We start from the raw sequence: 17,637 nt of genomic DNA on the forward strand, positions 1-17,637 counted from the left end.
TCCTATGAAGCAAGTACTTTAATCCTTCTGATTATAAATATTAATTTGCTTAAATCAAGTTTAGAAGCAACCATCTCATCTAAAAAACTATTATAACGTTCTATGTAGTCCTTATCATCACAAGCCCAGGTTTGAACCTTATCTTCGGGGTTATCAGTAGCTTTTATGACTTTAACAGCTAGCTTGTGATGGTAATTGCTTAAATCGTCCAATAAATCATTAACTAAGCTGCGATCCCAATAAGAAGAGCGGCTTTTCATCTTGATGGCAATTGTTCTAATCAGATCAAATCTTAACAGCGACTTTAACTCAAAGTATATTTTACCAGCATCAAGAATGGACAAAGATGTCTGTTCAGCAACAGATATAATGTCCAGTGCATAAGCAAGAATGCATAGATCAGCAACTTTTTTTGCTAGATCTTTATTTATATTAAGTTCTACTAAAGAAGTTGATCCATGGCTATAGATCTTTAATAGGTGTTCATCTAAAACATCAGTTAAGTTCTGGCCTAAAGTTTCAATTGCATCTTTAAATTTTGTAACATCATCCAATTCTACAAAGCTAAGCTTGCCAAGATTTTTCACTAGCCAAAATGATACTCTGCCAATAAATTTCTGCACGTTCCTCACTATTTGTAAGTATGAGTTAACATCAATTTTTCCATCCAATTCATCAATTTTCTGCCACAGGCTGTTTAAATCATACAGGTGGTTAACAACAATATATATGTTAACCGCTTCTTGTATCTTAATTCCAGTGTTCTCAGCCAAATTATTGATGAATATACAGCCCATTCTATTCACCACATCATTTGCAATGCAAGTAGAGATAATTTCTCTACGAAGTTGGTGTTTTAATATGAAATCCTTAAACTTTGTTACCATCTTTTTAGGAAAATAACCTAGCAAGTAGTCATGAGATATAAGATCTTTTTCAGACAGATCGGAATGTATAATTTCATTTTTTATTGCTGTTCTAGCATAAGACATTAGAACAGAGAGCTGAGGAGAACTGAAACCTTCTGCACCAGTTAACATCCTTGCTATCTCTTCTTCAGTTGGAAGAAATTCTACGCTTCGGTTTAACAGCCCAGATTTTTCTAAACTGAGCAGTAACCTGTGGTGCTGCTCCAATCTCTCTTTAGCTTGCAAACACTCAAGAAGTAATGCTTTTGTTTCAATTTTGTTGTGGTTCTCAAGCACTTTGGATACAACTTCATCCACCATACTTGCCAGTATTTCATTCCTTTTTTCTAAAGAAATACCCCCTGCTTTCATAGCTGAAACAAATGCAATCTTAATGTTAACTTCAAGGTCCGAACATATCACTCCGGCTGAATTATCAACAAAGTCTGCATTGATATATCCACCTTTTTCAGCATATTCTATTCTTCCAAACTGTGTACAACCAAGATTTCCACCCTCTATAAACATAGAAGCTCTAATATCTTTACCATTCACTCTTAACTCATCGTTTGCTTTGTCACCGACCATGCTATGATTTTCACTCTTTGCCTTAACAAACGTGCCGATTCCTCCATTCCATATGAAGTCCACTTTTGCTTTCAACAGATATTTAATCAAATCACTTGGAGGTAGCATATCTTCTGTTATATCAAAGCACTTTTTTATTTCTTGAGAAATGTTTACTTGCTTACTGCTACGCTCAAATACTCCTCCACCCTTAGAAATCAAATCTTTGTTATAATCCATCCAAGTTGAAAATGGTAACTCAAAGAGACGTTTACGCTCTGTGAAACTCTTTTCTGCATCAGGGTTTGGGTCAACAAAAATATGCATATGGTTAAATGCGCCGATTAAATGTATATTTTTTGAAAGCAGCATACCATTTCCAAATAAGTCGCCAGCCATATCCCCAATTCCAATAACAGTTGCATCCTGGTAAATATCCTTATTCATTTTCCAAAAATGCCTCTGTGCTGCAATCCATGCACCTCTGGCTGTAATACCCATTTTTTTGTGATCATAACCTGCTGATCCACCAGATGCAAATGCATCACCAAGCCAAAAATTGTATTCAGAGGCTATTTGGTTGGCATAATCAGAAAAAGAAGCAGTGCCTTTATCTGCTGCAACTACCAAGTATGGATCATCCTCATCATACCTAATCACATCCTTTGGTGGAATTATTTTACCATCAACTACATTATCAGTAATATCAAGCATTCCTCTGATAAAATCCTTATAGCACTCAACACCTTTCTCTCTTAAAATATTCTTATCTTTATAAGCTTGCTTTATTACAAACCCACCCTTTGCGCCAACAGGTACAATAACCGCATTTTTTGTCATCTGAGCTTTCATGAGCCCCAAAACTTCAGTGCGAAAATCTTCCGTCCTATCCGACCACCTCAAGCCACCACGGGCTAATTTTCCTCCTCTTAGATGTATTCCCTCAAAAAGGTTTGAATAAACATACAATTCACGATATGGGCGAGGATCAGGCAAACCATTCACTTTACTTGAGTCAAATTTTATAGATAAGTAGGGTTTATTATCTTGATAATAACTGGTCCTTAAAATAGCCATTATCAAGTTAAATATCGAGCGCAAAACGTAATCATGTGAAGCATTGCTGATTTCCTTTAGAAGTTCCTCGATTTTTTCTGTCAAAATGTTAGTAGTTTCTGCCCTATCGATATCTATTTTAGTATCAAACCTTGAGTGAAATAATTCTATCAAATACTTTACTACTTTTGGATACTCTGAGACCACTTTTTGCATATATTCTGGGTTATAGTTAAATGACGCCTGCTTTAGGTAAGCACTTAACGCTCTAACCAGAAGCACTTCCTTCCACTTGAGCCCAGCAATAATGATCAAACTATTGAAATAGTCATTTTTAATTTCCTTGCTAAACACTTTCGCAAGTGTTATTTCAAATTGCTCTTTTAGAGTAATGTTGTCTATTAATTCATCGACTCTTGACAACACAAAATGGTGTATCCATATTCCGCCGTTAATTTCTATGTAATAGCCATTATGAGATAGAATTTTAGCTCCCAAATTCTTAGTGATCCTTAATATCTTCGATAATTCAAGGCCTCCATTGTTTGGAGTATAAACCTTTAATTGATAATTAAGATTATCACGAGTAAGTCTTAAATCGACCTCGCTAACTCCTTTCTTCCTCACTATCTCCAATTTTTTCATATCGTAATATGCGTCATGAGGTTCGAAACTCTCTTGATAGCTTATTGGAAATGCCTTGCAATAACGGATGAATATATCCTCAACAGTGCTAAAAGTATTGTATAAATTGTCTATAAAACGATCTTCCCACTTTTCTGTAATGTTTCTTAATTTGTTTTCGATACGCAAAACTTCATCATCAAGAACGCTAGCATTTTTGGTCTTTAGCACTACATGCAATTTCATCAAATCATATTCATTGATAATGTGATTGTTATAAATATCTGAACTTCCTGCACTTGTCTCATCCTTCAATATGTCACGTATCTTGAACATTAGCCTAGCGCTAGCATAACGCATCGGTATCAGCACTATGCAACTAATAAAATCCCCGACTCTTCTTAAAAATAATCTGACCCTTGGCCTAATCGCAAGAGATATGATCGAAATGCAAATTTTAAATAATTCGTCTTCATTTGATTGGAATAATTCATCACAAGAGAACACTTGCAAAATAGAAATCAAAGCTTTATTGTTGTGGCCCCCGGTTACAAATCCTGCATTTTTTTCTATAACTTTAACTTTATCTTTTATTATTGGAATAGTTCGAATATCTTGGACCTCCGCTACAGAAGTAAATAGCCCGAAAAAACGCCGTTCCTTTACTACATTACCCTGGTCATCAAATTCTTTTACTCCTATACAATTCATGTATGTACGCCGATGGACTATTGAGATTAGATCTGATCTCAATATGTATAGGGAATCAAGGTTTGCAGAAGGAATCAACGTACTTTGACCTACTCTCATCAGGCCAAGGTCCTTTTTGCTATCACAGACGAGTTTTTCATCTTTACCAGCAATATATTCTTGATAACCTAGAAATACAAAATTATTGTTCTTTAGCCAAACTAGAAAATCTTTTTGCTCTTGATTTCGGTCTGGTGTCATTCCAGTGCGTGACACTGGAATCCACGTGTCCTTTTCCTGGATCCCAGTATCAAGTACTGGGATGACAGAAAGACTTGCCTCATCAAGTTTCTTGAGCATTAAGTACCAATCTTTCACAACACAATTAACTGCTTTCAGCGTTTTTTGTAGAGATTCTTTTAATGTATCAACAAAACTGTCACTTATACCTTTGATAATTACATATATAACTGACTCTTTGACTCCATTGCTTTCTTCCAAAGGGTAAATCTCGTCTATTAGGCCATCTTTTCTTTTAATGTTAATTATGCTGTTGCTGTAATAGCATATGGTTAAATTGTGCGATTTAATAGTTGCAATAACAGAGTCAACCAAAAATGGCATATCATCGTTTGTTATTTTAATCGTGGTAAAATCTCCTTCTATTCCTGGTATATCATCTATATTACTTACTACTAACTTACTTTCATCTTTTTCTTTTTGAGAAACAAAATTGTAAGCATCGTTTACAATATATAGCAAAAACTTATCATTGGCTTTTAGGTCGCTTTTATAAACAAAACTATAAAAATACTTAATAAATTTTTTAATTTTTTCTTTATCTTGCTGATTTTCTTGATCAGCTAACTTAAATAAAGACTCAGTGTCAACATTATGATCTATACACATTTTTTTTAACAAAAATACACAGTGAACTTAAACCTTTTTAACTAAGATTTCATTATCAAGAGCGTACACTATTAGCTCATCATTTTCTACTACTTCCCCTGATAAAACTAATTTAGCTAAATTATTTTGAATACACTCTTGTATAACCCTTTTTAAGGGCCTTGCTCCATATTCAGGGTCATAGCCAGTTTGTGCTATTAGTTCTTTAGCTTCCTGTGACAAACTTATACTCAGTTTACGCTTAGCAAGTGTTTTTTGTAAATAAGAAAATTGAACATTTATAATTTTATAGATGTCATCTCTGGTTAAACTGTGGAATATAATAATTTCATCCAGTCTGTTTAAAAATTCTGGACGAAATGCCGACTTAACTATTTGCATCACTTCATTTCTTATAGAATCAACATTCCCTTTAAGCATTATCTCAGCGCCAAGGTTAGAAGTTAAAATCAGTATGGTGTTGCGAAAATCAATTAATTTACCATGACTATCAGTGAGTCTACCCTCATCCAAGATTTGCAGCAATAGATTAAATATATCTGGATTTGCCTTCTCTATTTCATCAAACAGAATAGCCTGATATGGCCTTCTTCTTACTGCTTCGGTTAATCTGCCACCTTGCTCATAGCCAACATACCCCGGAGGTGCGCCAATTAGCTTTGAAACAGAGTGTTTTTCCATATATTCTGACATATCAAAACGCAGAAGCGCTGATTGATCGTCAAACAGAAATTCAGCAAGGGCTTTTGCCAGTTCCGTTTTTCCAACCCCGGTTGGGCCTAAGAATAAAAATGAACCGAAAGGTCGATTAGTATCTTGCACACCAGAGCGAGAGCGCCTAACTGCATTACTTATTGCTTCTATTGCATTTTTCTGCCCTATTACTTTTCTTCCTATTTCATTCTCCATGTTAAGGAGTTTTTCCTTTTCACTGTGCATCATGTTATCAACTGGAATTCCCGTCCACTTTGAAACAATGTTTGCAATGTCATCTCCAGTCACTTCTTTCTTTAAGAAGCTATCAGTAACCTTTTCCTGATTTTTTAATTCATTCTCAAGCTGAGGAATCACACCATACATCAATTCCCCTGCCCTTCCTAAATTTCCACTCCGCTGAGTTAATTCCAACTCTTTTCTAGCGTTATCTAATTTTTCGGCTGTTTCTTGTATTCTAGCTATTTTATTCTTTTCCATCTGCCATTTGCTGTTTAAGTCAGCAAATTTACTGTTTAGGTTTTCAATCTCCTCATTTATCTTTTTTAAACGCTGTTTAGAATTTTCATCACTTTCTTTTTTTAGAGCCTCTGCTTCAATCTTTAGCTGTATAACCTTTCTCTCAAGTTCATCAATAACTTCAGGCTTGCTATCCATCTCAATTCTCACCCTGCTTGCTGCTTCATCAATCAAATCAATTGCTTTATCAGGTAAAAACCTATCTGTTATATATCTATTGGACAACGTTGCAGCAGCAATTATTGCACCGTCTGTAATTCTTATACCATGATGCACCTCATATCTTTCCTTCAAACCCCTGAGTATTGAAATGGTATCAGTTTCAGTTGGTTGAGAGATAAACACAGGCTGGAAACGCCTTGCAAGTGCAGGATCTTTTTCTATATGTTCACGATATTCATCTAAAGTTGTGGCTCCTATACAGCGAATTTCTCCACGCGCAAGAGCAGGCTTTAGCAAATTTGAAGCATCCATTGCACCACTTGTTGCTCCTGCTCCAACTAAAGTATGAAGCTCATCTATAAACAAGATAACTTTTCCCTCCGCTTTCGAAAGCTCATTAATAACTGCTTTTAACCTTTCTTCAAATTCTCCTCTAAACTTCGTTCCAGCGATTAAGCTACCCAGATCCAAAGCTAAAACCTTTGCATCACGCAAACTAAGTGGCACATCGTTTGCAACAATTCTGTTTGCAAGCCCCTCGACTATTGCAGTTTTTCCAACACCAGGTTCACCGATCAGCACTGGATTATTTTTTGTCCGCCTTAGTGATACCTGCATAGTTCTTCTGATCTCTTCATCACGACCAATTACAGGATCAAGCTTTCCTTGCATAGCAAGCTCTGTAACATCTTTTGTATATTTCTTTGCTGCGTTTAATTTTTCCTCACTGTTTGGCGAGTCTGCACTGCTGCCTTTTCTCATTTCTACAATAACTGAGTTCAGTTTTTGTGGAGTCACATCATTCTCTGCCAGAATTTTGCCTACAGTATCATCTTTTTGTGCAGTGAGGCCTTGCAGTAAACGCTCGACAGCAACAAATGAATCTTTATTCTTCCGAGCAATACCAATTGAATCTTCAAAAACTTTTGCTATTTCTCTTGAAAGCTGAAGGCCACCACTTCCTGGACCTTCAATTACTAGCAACTTTTTTATTGCGCTATCCACAGCATCAGAAATACTTTGCACATTTCCACCACAAGCGTTTATCAAATCCTGAACTAAACCTAATTCATCCTCAAGCATCACTTTGAGTAAATGCTCAGGCATAAAAATCTGATGCCCAGCCCCCAACGCTTTCATTTGAGCACTTTGAATTAGACTTTTTGCTTTTTCGGTAAATTTATTTAAGTCCATAACACCAGTTAAATTCGTATTTGCTGATGTATATAACAACTGATTTCATAAATTTAAACCTAAAGTTGTTTATTGTTAGGTATGAAATTTAAAACTTTCTTAAAAGACGAATAATTATACACTATTTTTCGCAAATGTTCAACCTCTGATTACTCCTTATTCTTTGCCCTTCCTGCACGCTTACGTTCATTTGGATCAAGGAATTTCTTGCGTAAACGTATAGATTTTGGAGTTACTTCCACCAATTCATCATCATCTATATACGCTATCATATCCTCCAGTGTCATTATCTTTGGAGGGGTAAGTTTTATGGCTTCATCACTACCTGAAGCTCTTACATTGGTTAATTGTTTACCTTTTAGCACGTTTATCTCCAAATCATTGTCACGGCTGTGCTGGCCGACAACCATGCCACAATATACCTTGTCCTGTGGCTTAATAAACATAATTCCCCTGTCTTGCAAATTGAAAATTGCATATGCCACAGCCTCACCCTTATCTGTAGAAATTAAAACTCCATTGCGCCTTCCAGAAATTGGACCTCTATGTGGAGCATAACTGTGAAATAAACGGTTAATTATGCCCGTACCCCGAGAATCAGTTAAAAACTCTCCTTGATAACCAATTAATCCTCTTGATGGCACTAAAAACGTTAATCTTGTCCTGCCATTACCAGAAGGTCTCATGTCAGTCACTTCACCTTTTCGGAAGCTGAGTTTTTCCATGATGATTCCACTATATTCATCATCTACATCAATTACTACTTCCTCTATAGGTTCAAGTTTTTTGCCATCTTCTTCCTTAAATAGCACTCGAGGGCGTGATACCGAAAGCTCAAAACCTTCTCTCCTCATATTTTCAATTAACACCCCAAGCTGTAGCTCACCACGTCCACCTACTTCAAACGCTTCACCGCTTGGTGCCAAAGTCACAGTAATTGCAACATTTGTTTCTGCCTCCGCGTATAAGCGATCCTTTATAGCAGTTGAGGTAAGCTTTGTACCTTCTTGCCCAGCAAAAGGCGAATCATTAACGCTCAGAGTAATCGCCATTGTCGGCGGATCAACTGGAGTTGAGCTTACTGCAGTTGTAACTTCTGGCGCCGCTATAGTGTCTGAAACTGAAGCTTCCTCAAGTCCTGCAATTGCAATTATGTCTCCCGCCACAGCTTGTTCTACTGGAATGCGTTTCAAGCCAGAAAATGAGAGCAACTTAGTTAATCTTCCTCGTTCAATTACTTTGCCATCGAGGTCAAGCACCTTAAGATCTGAATTGACTTTTGCAATGCCCTGATAAACCTTTCCTGTCAATATTCTGCCAAGAAACTTATCAGACTCAAGTAGAGTGACCAACATAGCAAAAGGTGCATTTTGATTATAAACAGAAGGTTTTATATAATCTATAACCGTTGAAAATAATGGGCTTAAATCTTTTCTTTCATCAGAAAGCTCCTTAGCACACCAGCCATTTCTACCTGAAGCATACAACACTGGAAAATCTAGCTGCTCGTTGGTTGCATCAAGGTTAAAAAATAACTCATATATTTCATTTAATACTTCATCAATTCTGCTGTCTGGTCGGTCGACCTTATTGATTATCACAATTGGCTTCAAATTTGCTTTTAGTGCTTTTGAGAGCACAAATTTTGTTTGTGGCATGGGACCTTCTGCAGCGTCAACCAGCAGCAATACACCATCTGCCATGCACAATACCCTTTCTACTTCTCCACCAAAGTCCGCGTGCCCTGGCGTATCAATAATATTGATCTTTTCATCGCCCCACATTATTGATGTGCACTTTGCAAGTATTGTAATTCCGCGCTCACGTTCTTGGTCGCCACTATCCATAACTCGCTCTTGAACTTCTTGATTCTCGCGGAACGTACCACTTTGTTTTAACATGTTATCAAGCAAAGTAGTTTTACCATGGTCAACGTGTGCGATTATTGCTATATTTCGGATCGATTTAAATTCGTTCATTTTCTATCATTTCAAAATTAATTTAGTAATAAGTATACATAAAATACACTTAGAGTAAATAATTAAAGCTGTGCTGTGCTTCCAAGATATTATAGGATTACTTTGTTAAATATTCTCTACTCCCAGGTTTTATTATGGGTAGTTGTTTTAATTCACTTGGAAGTTTTTCCTCGCTGTAATTTTTGATGTTCAGTTCAATCAAAGATATGACAGGAAAAGGCAGTTTCGTTTCACTATTTCTCTTTATCAAAGAAGCTTCAGCAACAACTTTACCTCCTTTCCCTTCTGCACATTCCACTGCTTCAAGTGAAGATTTGCCTGTGGTTATCACATCCTCGATAAGTAATATTTTCTCACCCTTTTTGATCTTAAATCCACGGCGTAATTCAAACTTACCATTAACGCGCTCGCAAAACATTGTCTTTATTCCAAGCTGCCTGCCAATCTCATAACCCACAATTATTCCACCAATTGCAGGAGATAATATTAAATCTATGGAGCTATTTAATTCTTTTTTTATTTTATCTGCTAATAATGCGCAAACTTTCATGGCTCTGCTTGGATTTTCAAAAATCTTCGCACACTGTATGTATGTGCCACTATGCAGTCCGGATGATAAAACAAAATGCCCATGCAAAATTGCTTCTGCTTCTTTAAATTCTTTTATTATTAGGTTATTTTCGTCTAATATCATTTTTCAAGTTTCACTATTACATTCTTTATTAATTATCTGAGTTATGCAAATATCAGACCACACATTTATTGCAGTTTCAAACATATCGATGATCGTGTAAATAGGTAAAATAAGTCCCATGATGTGCAAAGGAACATTCATCGACATGAGATAACTGGTTGCCATAAAATAGCATCCCATCGGCACTCCAGCGTTACCAATTGCAGCTCCTGTAGCTAAAAAAATCCATATCAACATTTCGCTTAAGGAAAATACGTATCCGTTCATTTCTGCAACAAACATTACAGTGATTAGTATAAATGCAGCACATGCATTCATATTAATTGTTGTGCATATTGGTAAAATAAAAGACGATAATTTCTTTGGCACCTTTAGCTTGTTCTGCACACATTCTATAGTTGTTGGCAATGTTGCACTGGATGATTTAGAAAAAAACGCAAGTATGAGTGCCGGCATAACCCCTTTCAGCGTTTGAATTGGTGATATGCCTTTATACCACATAAATAGCGGTAAAATCAGAAATGCCTGCACAAAATTTGCAGACATTATGCAAACAAAATACCATAAAAGGTTGTAGAACTCACTACCGCCTTTTAATTCATGCAAAAAACATGTAATAAAAGACCAAACAGCAAGCGGAATAAATTTTAATAACCCTTGAGCAATTTTAAGTAGCGTATCAAAAAGTGCAGAGAATACTTGATATAATATATCCTGCTTTTCTTTTGAAAGTGAAACAATAGCTCCACCCATCAAAAAAGCGATTAATATGCTACCAATCATATTATTTTCAAGAAAAACTTGCACAAAATTAGAAGGAATGAGTGATTTTAAATATGAAAAATAACTGTGGTTATTGCTGTTAATACTCCCTATTGTATTACTTATGAAATTTTTTCTTGCTGGATCTATTAACAAATAAAACGATAATGCAACAAACGCAGCTATAATAGTTGTAAGCAGAGTATAAAATAGTGTTTTCTTAACTAAGACTTTGATTTCAATTGAGTCTTTGAGCCCGGAAATTGTGGAAACTATGGATAAAAAAACCAGAGGTAAGCTTATTAATTTGAGCAAGCTGATAAAGATATCACTAAATAGCTTTGCTATTTCAAATATGATTTCATTGTTTAGGTAGTAAGCAACTATTGCAAGCAGTATAGAAAAGAGTATTGCAAACTTGTGCATTGAAAATAAAACTTCAAAGTAACATTATACAATAATTTTGCTGTTTTGGAATCAGATTGATAGACAAAATAACTTTACAGATTAGGGAAAGATAAGAGGATGTGTTTATTCGGAGACAGTGTAAGATTTCTTAATTTAAATTTAGGTGCACTTAGCCCATTCTGGTGATAACAAATTGGAATAGATAAGATATGATAACTAACTCTTCTGCGAGTATATAGTTTTGCCGGACACAACAGTACGTACTACGTGTCCTTTTACTTTGCGACCATCGAAAGGAGAATTCTTTGATTTACTAGCAAAGTTGTCAGTTTTAATTTCCCATTCATGATTGAGGTCAACTAAAATTAAGTCTGCAGCAAGGTTTTTTTGTATACGACCACGTGGTATGTGTATTATATCTGCAGGCTTATATGTCAATTTTGCAAGCACATCAAGTAGACCCATTTGCCCACTGTGATAGAGTTCAAGTGAAAGGGGCAGCATTGTTTCAAGACCAACAATACCAAATGCAGCATTTTCAAGTGGTAGATCTTTAGAACTACGATCATGCGGAGCGTGATCAGTTGCAATGCAATCAATCACACCTGTCTTTAAACCTTCAACCATAGCTAAACGATCTTCTTCAGTGCGAAGCGGCGGATTCATTTTTGCAATTGCTCCATGTTGTTTTACTATATCTTCAGTCAAAGTGAAGTGATGAGGGGTTACTTCGCACGTAACATTTAATCCCAAATCTTTTGCACGTTTAATAGCATCAAGTGAATCTTTTGAAGAGACATGTAGAATATGGTAGTGCACATTTTCCATATCCTTCATTAGCAGTATATCACGATTTACCATAACCGATTCTGACGCACTCAAGATCCCCTTTACTCCCAATTCTTCAGAAATTTTACCTTCGTTGATTGCGCCACCAGCAGATAAATTTAAATCTTCTGCATGTTGAGCAATAGGAACATTCAGCATACTTGAATAAAGCAGCGCCTGTCTCATAATCATTGGGTTCATAACTGGCATGCCATCATCGGTGAACCCAACCGTACCTGCTTCCTTTAAAAGTGCCATTTCAGTCAGGTGTTCTTCCGAAGTGGTGATTTTAGCGTAAAATTCAACGTTTACATGTGAAGTTTCAAGTGCTCTATATTTCAAATATTTAGCCAAAATAACGCTATCAATTGCTGGAACAGTGTTTGGCTGACAAACTACAGTTGTAACTCCCCCCGCAGCTGCAGATTTGCTGCCTGTATATATAGTTTCTTTATGTTCCTGGCCTGGTTCACGAAAATGTACGTGAATGTCAATAAGGCCTGGCATTAGAACAAGCCCTTTACAGTCTATTGTTTCATCAACTCCACTTGTTGAAAATAATGATTCACCAAAGTCAACAATTTTATCCCCTTCAGTCAATAATGAACCTTTTATATCAAGTTTAGTTTCCGGGTCGATAATACGAGCATTAGTATACGCAATTTTATAGCCTTCCTTTTGCCCTGTTTGCAACAAATCCCAAGTTTGAGTCATTATATTTGAGTATCGATTATAAAATAAATTTAAAGTTTTTTTAATAAAACACAACCAAATTAAAACACAGACTAAGAGCTGTCTTGAATTAAAGTGCTTTCATTACCCTAAAGATTTGGTTCTTATAACCTAGGCTCTGTGGACAAAAAATATGAAAAGAGAGAAAAAGATGGTAGTTTAGCCTAATAGGTAAAAAATGGAGAAACTACCATATGCAATATTACATCAAAGAGGAAAATTGGAAACAAATTTTAGAGTTCATAAAAAGCGTAAAAGGAATGCACAGCAAAGATGAAAAACGTTTAAGAATATTCATAGAGGCAGTGTGGTACATAGTGCGAAGTGGTTGCCAATGGAGACTTTTATCAAAAACTTATGGTAATTACAGGAGTATACATAAGCGATTTAAAAGATGGTGTGAAAGAGATGTCTGGAAAAAATTGCTTGAATATACTAAACAAGAGCCTGATTTAGAAGTTGCTATAATCGACGGTACGATCATCCGAGCCCATCCATGTTCATCTGGATATACAAAAAACTCCAAGGATCAAGAAGCTTTAGGGAGGAGCAAAGGTGGCTTTACAACTAAAATACATGCGCTTGTCGATGCACTTGGAAATCCACTTAAATTTACTCTGACTCCTGGTCAAAGAAATGAAATTACGCAGGCACAAGTGTTGACCGAAAGTATCTATAACTCTACTGTAGTAGCTGACAAGGGCTACGATAGCAATGCCTTTGTTACAAGTCTTGAAGACAAGGGATGTACAGTAGTTATTCCGCCAAAACGGAAACGAAAAGTGCAAAGGTATTACGATGAGCATATCTACAAAGAACGTCATTTGATTGAGTGTTTTTTTGGTAAAATTAAAAATTTTAGTCGCATTTTTTCCAGATTTGATAAAACTGCTGAGGTTTTTATTGGTTTTCTCAATTTTGTTGGAGCTCTTGTATGGCTTCTCTAAAATTTTGTCCACAGAGCCTAGTTAGCTCAGTTTTAACGTTAATGTGTGAAACTCTGAGTTCTGTTGAAGGATTTTCCAGCTGAATATCTAGGCTCTGTGGACAAAAAATATGAAAAGAGAGAAAAAGATGGTAGTTTAGCCTAATAGGTAAAAAATGGAGAAACTACCATATGCAATATTACATCAAAGAGGAAAATTGGAAACAAATTTTAGAGTTCATAAAAAGCGTAAAAGGAATGCACAGCAAAGATGAAAAACGTTTAAGAATATTCATAGAGGCAGTGTGGTACATAGTGCGAAGTGGTTGCCAATGGAGACTTTTACCAAAAACTTATGGTAATTACAGGAGTATACATAAGCGATTTAAAAGATGGTGTGAAAGAGATGTCTGGAAAAAATTGCTTGAATATACTAAACAAGAGCCTGATTTAGAAGTTGCTATAATCGACGGTACGATCATCCGAGCCCATCCATGTTCATCTGGATATACAAAAAACTCCAAGGATCAAGAAGCTTTAGGGAGGAGCAAAGGTGGCTTTACAACTAAAATACATGCGCTTGTCGATGCACTTGGAAATCCACTTAAATTTACTCTGACTCCTGGTCAAAGAAATGAAATTACGCAGGCACAAGTGTTGACCGAAAGTATCTATAACTCTACTGTAGTAGCTGACAAGGGCTACGATAGCAATGCCTTTGTTACAAGTCTTGAAGACAAGGGATGTACAGTAGTTATTCCGCCAAAACGGAATCGAAAAGTGCAAAGGTATTACGATGAGCATATCTACAAAGAACGTCATTTGATTGAGTGTTTTTTTGGTAAAATTAAAAATTTTAGGCGCATTTTTTCCAGATTTGATAAAACTGCTGAGGTTTTTATTGGTTTTCTCAATTTTGTTGGAGCTCTTGTATGGCTTCTCTAAAATTTTGTCCACAGAGCCTAGCTCATTCTGTATGTTCGATAAACAAATTAAAGCTGAATCAAAAATTTCATCACACTGCTTTGCTTCATGTATATCATCAATTATTTCCTCGAATTCTTCCACATCATCCATTTCTTGCGGCGCACTTTTTAATATCGCTTTTATTTGGTTTAAGTTTTGACGAATTTTCTCCTGATATCCAACAATTCTCTCTTGATATATATCAATCATTTTTTGACATGCGTTGCCTCTAAATGGATGTTCTTTTTTCTCTTTTATGTAAGAACTTTGAAAGTCTTTACAGTTAAGGATTGCTTCTCTATAGACCTGCTGCAAAAGGTGATTGAAAAAATGATGTGAGAGGGGTAGAAGAAGAATAAGCAGATCAAGTAAGGAAAAAAAATGAGCTTTAGTTACTATAATATGAAAAAACACCCAAGAAACTTTCGTAATATAACAGGTTTAAGTATAGAGGAGTTCGAAAAAGTAGTAGAAAAAGTGAGGTCTGGATGGAAAAAACTTGAAAAACAGAAAAAGTGTCATGGTAGAAGATCAAAACTACCAACTCTGGAAGATAAGTTGTTTTGCGTAATTTTGTACTATCGCACTTACATAACACATAGATTTTTAGGATGCCTATTCAATGTGCACAACGCAAATGTATGTAGGTTACTTAAGAGAATAGAGCCATTACTCGCCAAAAAAGTGACTATAACAAAAGATAGAAGTATGACGCCAGAAAAAATACTGAAGATTTTGGCTGATGTTACAGAACAGCAAATACAGAGGCCAGAAGATAGTAAAAAACGGAAGAAATCATATTCAGGAAAAAAAAGAACCAACACTATGAAAACTGAGATTATTATCGAAGAAGGAGGAAGAATTTTATCAGTGTCAAAGTCATACCGTGGTAGAATTAGTGATTTTCGCATAAGGAAACAAGAAAAATATTTACCACTTGATAGCATAAAACATGCTGATTCTGGATATCAAGGTTGGCAAAAATTGCAAAGCAATGTTATAATTCCATATAAAAAGTATCGTAAAAAGCCATTAACTCCAGAGCAGAAAGAGCATAATAGAAGGTTAGCATCATTTAGAATGAGAGTAGAAAATAAGATCCGAGAGATAAAGATATTTAAGATTATGTCGAATGTTTATCGCAATTTTCAGAAAAAATATAACTTGAGGTTCAATATTATTGCTGGTATTGTAAATCTTAAGCACGCCTTTTAGTTAACCTTGATTTTATTCACCCTCCTTTCCTTTTTTTTATCGCTTGATTCGCAGCAGGTCTTATGTTTTTTTATGTCATTAATTGCGCTGATTATCGACTTATCTATTTTCTTTAAATTTTCTTCCCGTTCTTCTCTTTTAATTATACTTTTGGATTCATTTTTTATCTGGTTCATTTTGTCATACAGGTTTCTGCATCCTTTGTAAGATGCCATTGGTTGTAATATTCCTTCTTCTACACCTTTATTGTAAAAATTCTTCAACTCATCATTTGATAGTATTGTTATAGCATCTTCCCTTTTACTCTGTGATTTAGGATACTTTTTATTCAATAAACTAGGCTCTGTGGACAAAATTTTAGAGAAGCCATACAAGAGCTCCAACAAAATTGAGAAAACCAATAAAAACCTCAGCAGTTTTATCAAATCTGGAAAAAATGCGCCTAAAATTTTTAATTTTACCAAAAAAACACTCAATCAAATGACGTTCTTTGTAGATATGCTCATCGTAATACCTTTGCACTTTTCGATTCCGTTTTGGCGGAATAACTACTGTACATCCCTTGTCTTCAAGACTTGTAACAAAGGCATTGCTATCGTAGCCCTTGTCAGCTACTACAGTAGAGTTATAGATACTTTCGGTCAACACTTGTGCCTGCGTAATTTCATTTCTTTGACCAGGAGTCAGAGTAAATTTAAGTGGATTTCCAAGTGCATCGACAAGCGCATGTATTTTAGTTGTAAAGCCACCTTTGCTCCTCCCTAAAGCTTCTTGATCCTTGGAGTTTTTTGTATATCCAGATGAACATGGATGGGCTCGAATGATCGTACCGTCGATTATAGCAACTTCTAAATCAGGCTCTTGTTTAGTATATTCAAGCAATTTTTTCCAGACATCTCTTTCACACCATCTTTTAAATCGCTTATGTATACTCCTGTAATTACCATAAGTTTTTGGTAAAAGTCTCCATTGGCAACCACTTCGCACTATGTACCACACTGCCTCTATGAATATTCTTAAACGTTTTTCATCTTTGCTGTGCATTCCTTTTACGCTTTTTATGAACTCTAAAATTTGTTTCCAATTTTCCTCTTTGATGTAATATTGCATATGGTAGTTTCTCCATTTTTTACCTATTAGGCTAAACTACCATCTTTTTCTCTCTTTTCATATTTTTTGTCCACAGAGCCTAACATGATTTAACAAAAAATCTTTAACTAGCCCTTCTTTTTTTACTTCGGATAATTTTTCTAGTGTTTCTATATATTTCAGAACTTCCGCAAAGAGCTGTCCACCAGAAGGAGCAAATCCTTGAAGTGGTTTACTCTGTGCTTTATAAAAATCGGTTTGTAAAAAATTTTCAGCTTGTTTTTTTATTACTGAAAGTTCATTAAAGGCTTTTTCTGGATTGATTTTCCTCAAAATACTAATAGCTTTTCTAATCGCTTTTTCTCTCTTTTTATTATCTTGCTTTTCATTTAATATCAGATGTTCAGTTTTGGTAAAAGCATTACCTTGATCACTCTTTGCAATGTTACAAACGATGTTTTTTACAACTTTTTCGGTTGCTGCATAATCTATTTCTTTTGCAAAGCAGTCAACAAATGATTGCCAAACTTTTTTATTAACAAGCTTACTTGTCTTATTTTCAAAATCTTCTATATCTTTTATATCTTTGAATCCCAAAATAGTATAGAGATTTTTTTCGATTATTGGTTCGGCATGTTGTTTTGCCACTTTACCTTTTATATTAAATGGAAATTTACTAATCTTAGTTGTACCCAC

Annotated in this window: 13 protein-coding genes; 4 read left to right on the top strand and 9 right to left on the bottom strand. The window is 35.5% G+C overall.

Annotation, left to right across the window (positions count from 1 at the left end; genetic code table 11):
* Positions 1-2: 2 nt before the first annotated feature.
* The 6 genes from OPR60_RS03870 to OPR60_RS03895 form a co-directional block, all read right to left on the bottom strand.
* Positions 3-4,754: an NAD-glutamate dehydrogenase gene (locus OPR60_RS03870; protein WP_265040323.1), complete on the bottom strand. Its 4,752-nt coding sequence runs from the start codon at positions 4,752-4,754 to the stop codon at positions 3-5.
* A 27-nt stretch (positions 4,755-4,781) separates the two neighbouring features.
* Positions 4,782-7,343, bottom strand: coding sequence for an ATP-dependent chaperone ClpB (clpB, locus tag OPR60_RS03875; protein ID WP_265040064.1), 2,562 nt, complete (start codon positions 7,341-7,343; stop codon positions 4,782-4,784).
* Positions 7,344-7,492: 149 nt separating this feature from the next.
* Complete coding sequence (gene typA, locus OPR60_RS03880; RefSeq protein WP_065094924.1) at positions 7,493-9,322, bottom strand: translational GTPase TypA; 1,830 nt, start codon at positions 9,320-9,322, stop codon at positions 7,493-7,495.
* A gap of 97 nt (positions 9,323-9,419) precedes the next feature.
* Entirely contained in the window at positions 9,420-10,016 is a 597-nt protein-coding gene (gene pyrE / locus OPR60_RS03885; RefSeq protein ID WP_265040065.1) for an orotate phosphoribosyltransferase, read from the bottom strand.
* Positions 10,017-10,019: 3 nt separating this feature from the next.
* Positions 10,020-11,204, bottom strand: coding sequence for a dicarboxylate/amino acid:cation symporter (locus OPR60_RS03890; protein ID WP_265040066.1), 1,185 nt, complete (start codon positions 11,202-11,204; stop codon positions 10,020-10,022).
* Between the two features lie 198 nt (positions 11,205-11,402).
* Entirely contained in the window at positions 11,403-12,728 is a 1,326-nt protein-coding gene (locus OPR60_RS03895; protein WP_265040067.1) for a dihydroorotase, read from the bottom strand.
* Positions 12,729-12,940: 212 nt separating this feature from the next.
* On the opposite strand from OPR60_RS03895, the gene OPR60_RS03900 reads away from it, so the two are divergent.
* The 4 genes from OPR60_RS03900 to OPR60_RS03915 all read left to right on the top strand — a co-directional run bounded on the left by OPR60_RS03900 (position 12,941) and on the right by OPR60_RS03915 (position 15,852).
* Positions 12,941-13,693 carry an IS5 family transposase gene (locus OPR60_RS03900; RefSeq protein ID WP_265040068.1) on the top strand — a complete coding sequence of 251 codons (753 nt, stop codon included), beginning with the start codon at positions 12,941-12,943 and terminating at the stop codon, positions 13,691-13,693.
* 170 nt (positions 13,694-13,863) lie between these two features.
* Entirely contained in the window at positions 13,864-14,616 is a 753-nt protein-coding gene (locus OPR60_RS03905) for an IS5 family transposase (protein WP_265039632.1), read from the top strand.
* The gene (locus tag OPR60_RS03910) at positions 14,604-14,870 is read left to right on the top strand and encodes a hypothetical protein (RefSeq protein WP_265040069.1); all 267 of its coding nucleotides are present in this window, start codon (positions 14,604-14,606) and stop codon (positions 14,868-14,870) included. Before OPR60_RS03905 ends, OPR60_RS03910 begins: the two co-directional genes overlap by 13 nt.
* 169 nt (positions 14,871-15,039) lie before the next feature.
* Positions 15,040-15,852 (top strand): transposase, encoded by an 813-nt coding sequence (locus OPR60_RS03915; RefSeq protein WP_265040287.1) that lies wholly within the window; start codon positions 15,040-15,042, stop codon positions 15,850-15,852.
* On the opposite strand, the gene OPR60_RS03920 is transcribed toward OPR60_RS03915, so the two are convergent.
* The 3 genes from OPR60_RS03920 to OPR60_RS03930 are packed head-to-tail and all read right to left on the bottom strand — an operon-like array spanning position 15,849 to position 17,637.
* Positions 15,849-16,205, bottom strand: coding sequence for a hypothetical protein (locus OPR60_RS03920; protein WP_265040070.1), 357 nt, complete (start codon positions 16,203-16,205; stop codon positions 15,849-15,851). The genes OPR60_RS03915 and OPR60_RS03920 overlap by 4 nt on opposite strands.
* Positions 16,206-16,209: 4 nt before the next feature.
* Positions 16,210-16,962 (bottom strand): IS5 family transposase, encoded by a 753-nt coding sequence (locus OPR60_RS03925; protein WP_265039632.1) that lies wholly within the window; start codon positions 16,960-16,962, stop codon positions 16,210-16,212.
* 57 nt (positions 16,963-17,019) lie between these two features.
* Positions 17,020-17,637: a hypothetical protein gene (locus OPR60_RS03930; RefSeq protein ID WP_265040071.1), complete on the bottom strand. Its 618-nt coding sequence runs from the start codon at positions 17,635-17,637 to the stop codon at positions 17,020-17,022.

The organism is Wolbachia endosymbiont (group A) of Trypoxylon clavicerum (assembly GCF_947251665.1).
In the GTDB taxonomy this organism is placed as follows: Bacteria; Pseudomonadota; Alphaproteobacteria; order Rickettsiales; family Anaplasmataceae; genus Wolbachia; species Wolbachia pipientis.

Excerpts from the sequence above, each read along its gene's own strand:
- OPR60_RS03870 (WP_265040323.1), bottom strand. The coding sequence starts at position 4,754 with ATGTGTATAGATCATAATGTTGACACTGAGTCTTTATTTAAGTTAGCT.
- clpB (WP_265040064.1), bottom strand. The coding sequence starts at position 7,343 with ATGGACTTAAATAAATTTACCGAAAAAGCAAAAAGTCTAATTCAAAGT.
- typA (WP_065094924.1), bottom strand. The coding sequence starts at position 9,322 with ATGAACGAATTTAAATCGATCCGAAATATAGCAATAATCGCACACGTT.
- pyrE (WP_265040065.1), bottom strand. The coding sequence starts at position 10,016 with ATGATATTAGACGAAAATAACCTAATAATAAAAGAATTTAAAGAAGCA.
- OPR60_RS03890 (WP_265040066.1), bottom strand. The coding sequence starts at position 11,204 with ATGCACAAGTTTGCAATACTCTTTTCTATACTGCTTGCAATAGTTGCT.
- OPR60_RS03895 (WP_265040067.1), bottom strand. The coding sequence starts at position 12,728 with ATGACTCAAACTTGGGATTTGTTGCAAACAGGGCAAAAGGAAGGCTAT.
- OPR60_RS03900 (WP_265040068.1), top strand. The coding sequence starts at position 12,941 with ATGCAATATTACATCAAAGAGGAAAATTGGAAACAAATTTTAGAGTTC.
- OPR60_RS03905 (WP_265039632.1), top strand. The coding sequence starts at position 13,864 with ATGCAATATTACATCAAAGAGGAAAATTGGAAACAAATTTTAGAGTTC.
- OPR60_RS03910 (WP_265040069.1), top strand. The coding sequence starts at position 14,604 with ATGGCTTCTCTAAAATTTTGTCCACAGAGCCTAGCTCATTCTGTATGT.
- OPR60_RS03915 (WP_265040287.1), top strand. The coding sequence starts at position 15,040 with ATGAAAAAACACCCAAGAAACTTTCGTAATATAACAGGTTTAAGTATA.
- OPR60_RS03925 (WP_265039632.1), bottom strand. The coding sequence starts at position 16,962 with ATGCAATATTACATCAAAGAGGAAAATTGGAAACAAATTTTAGAGTTC.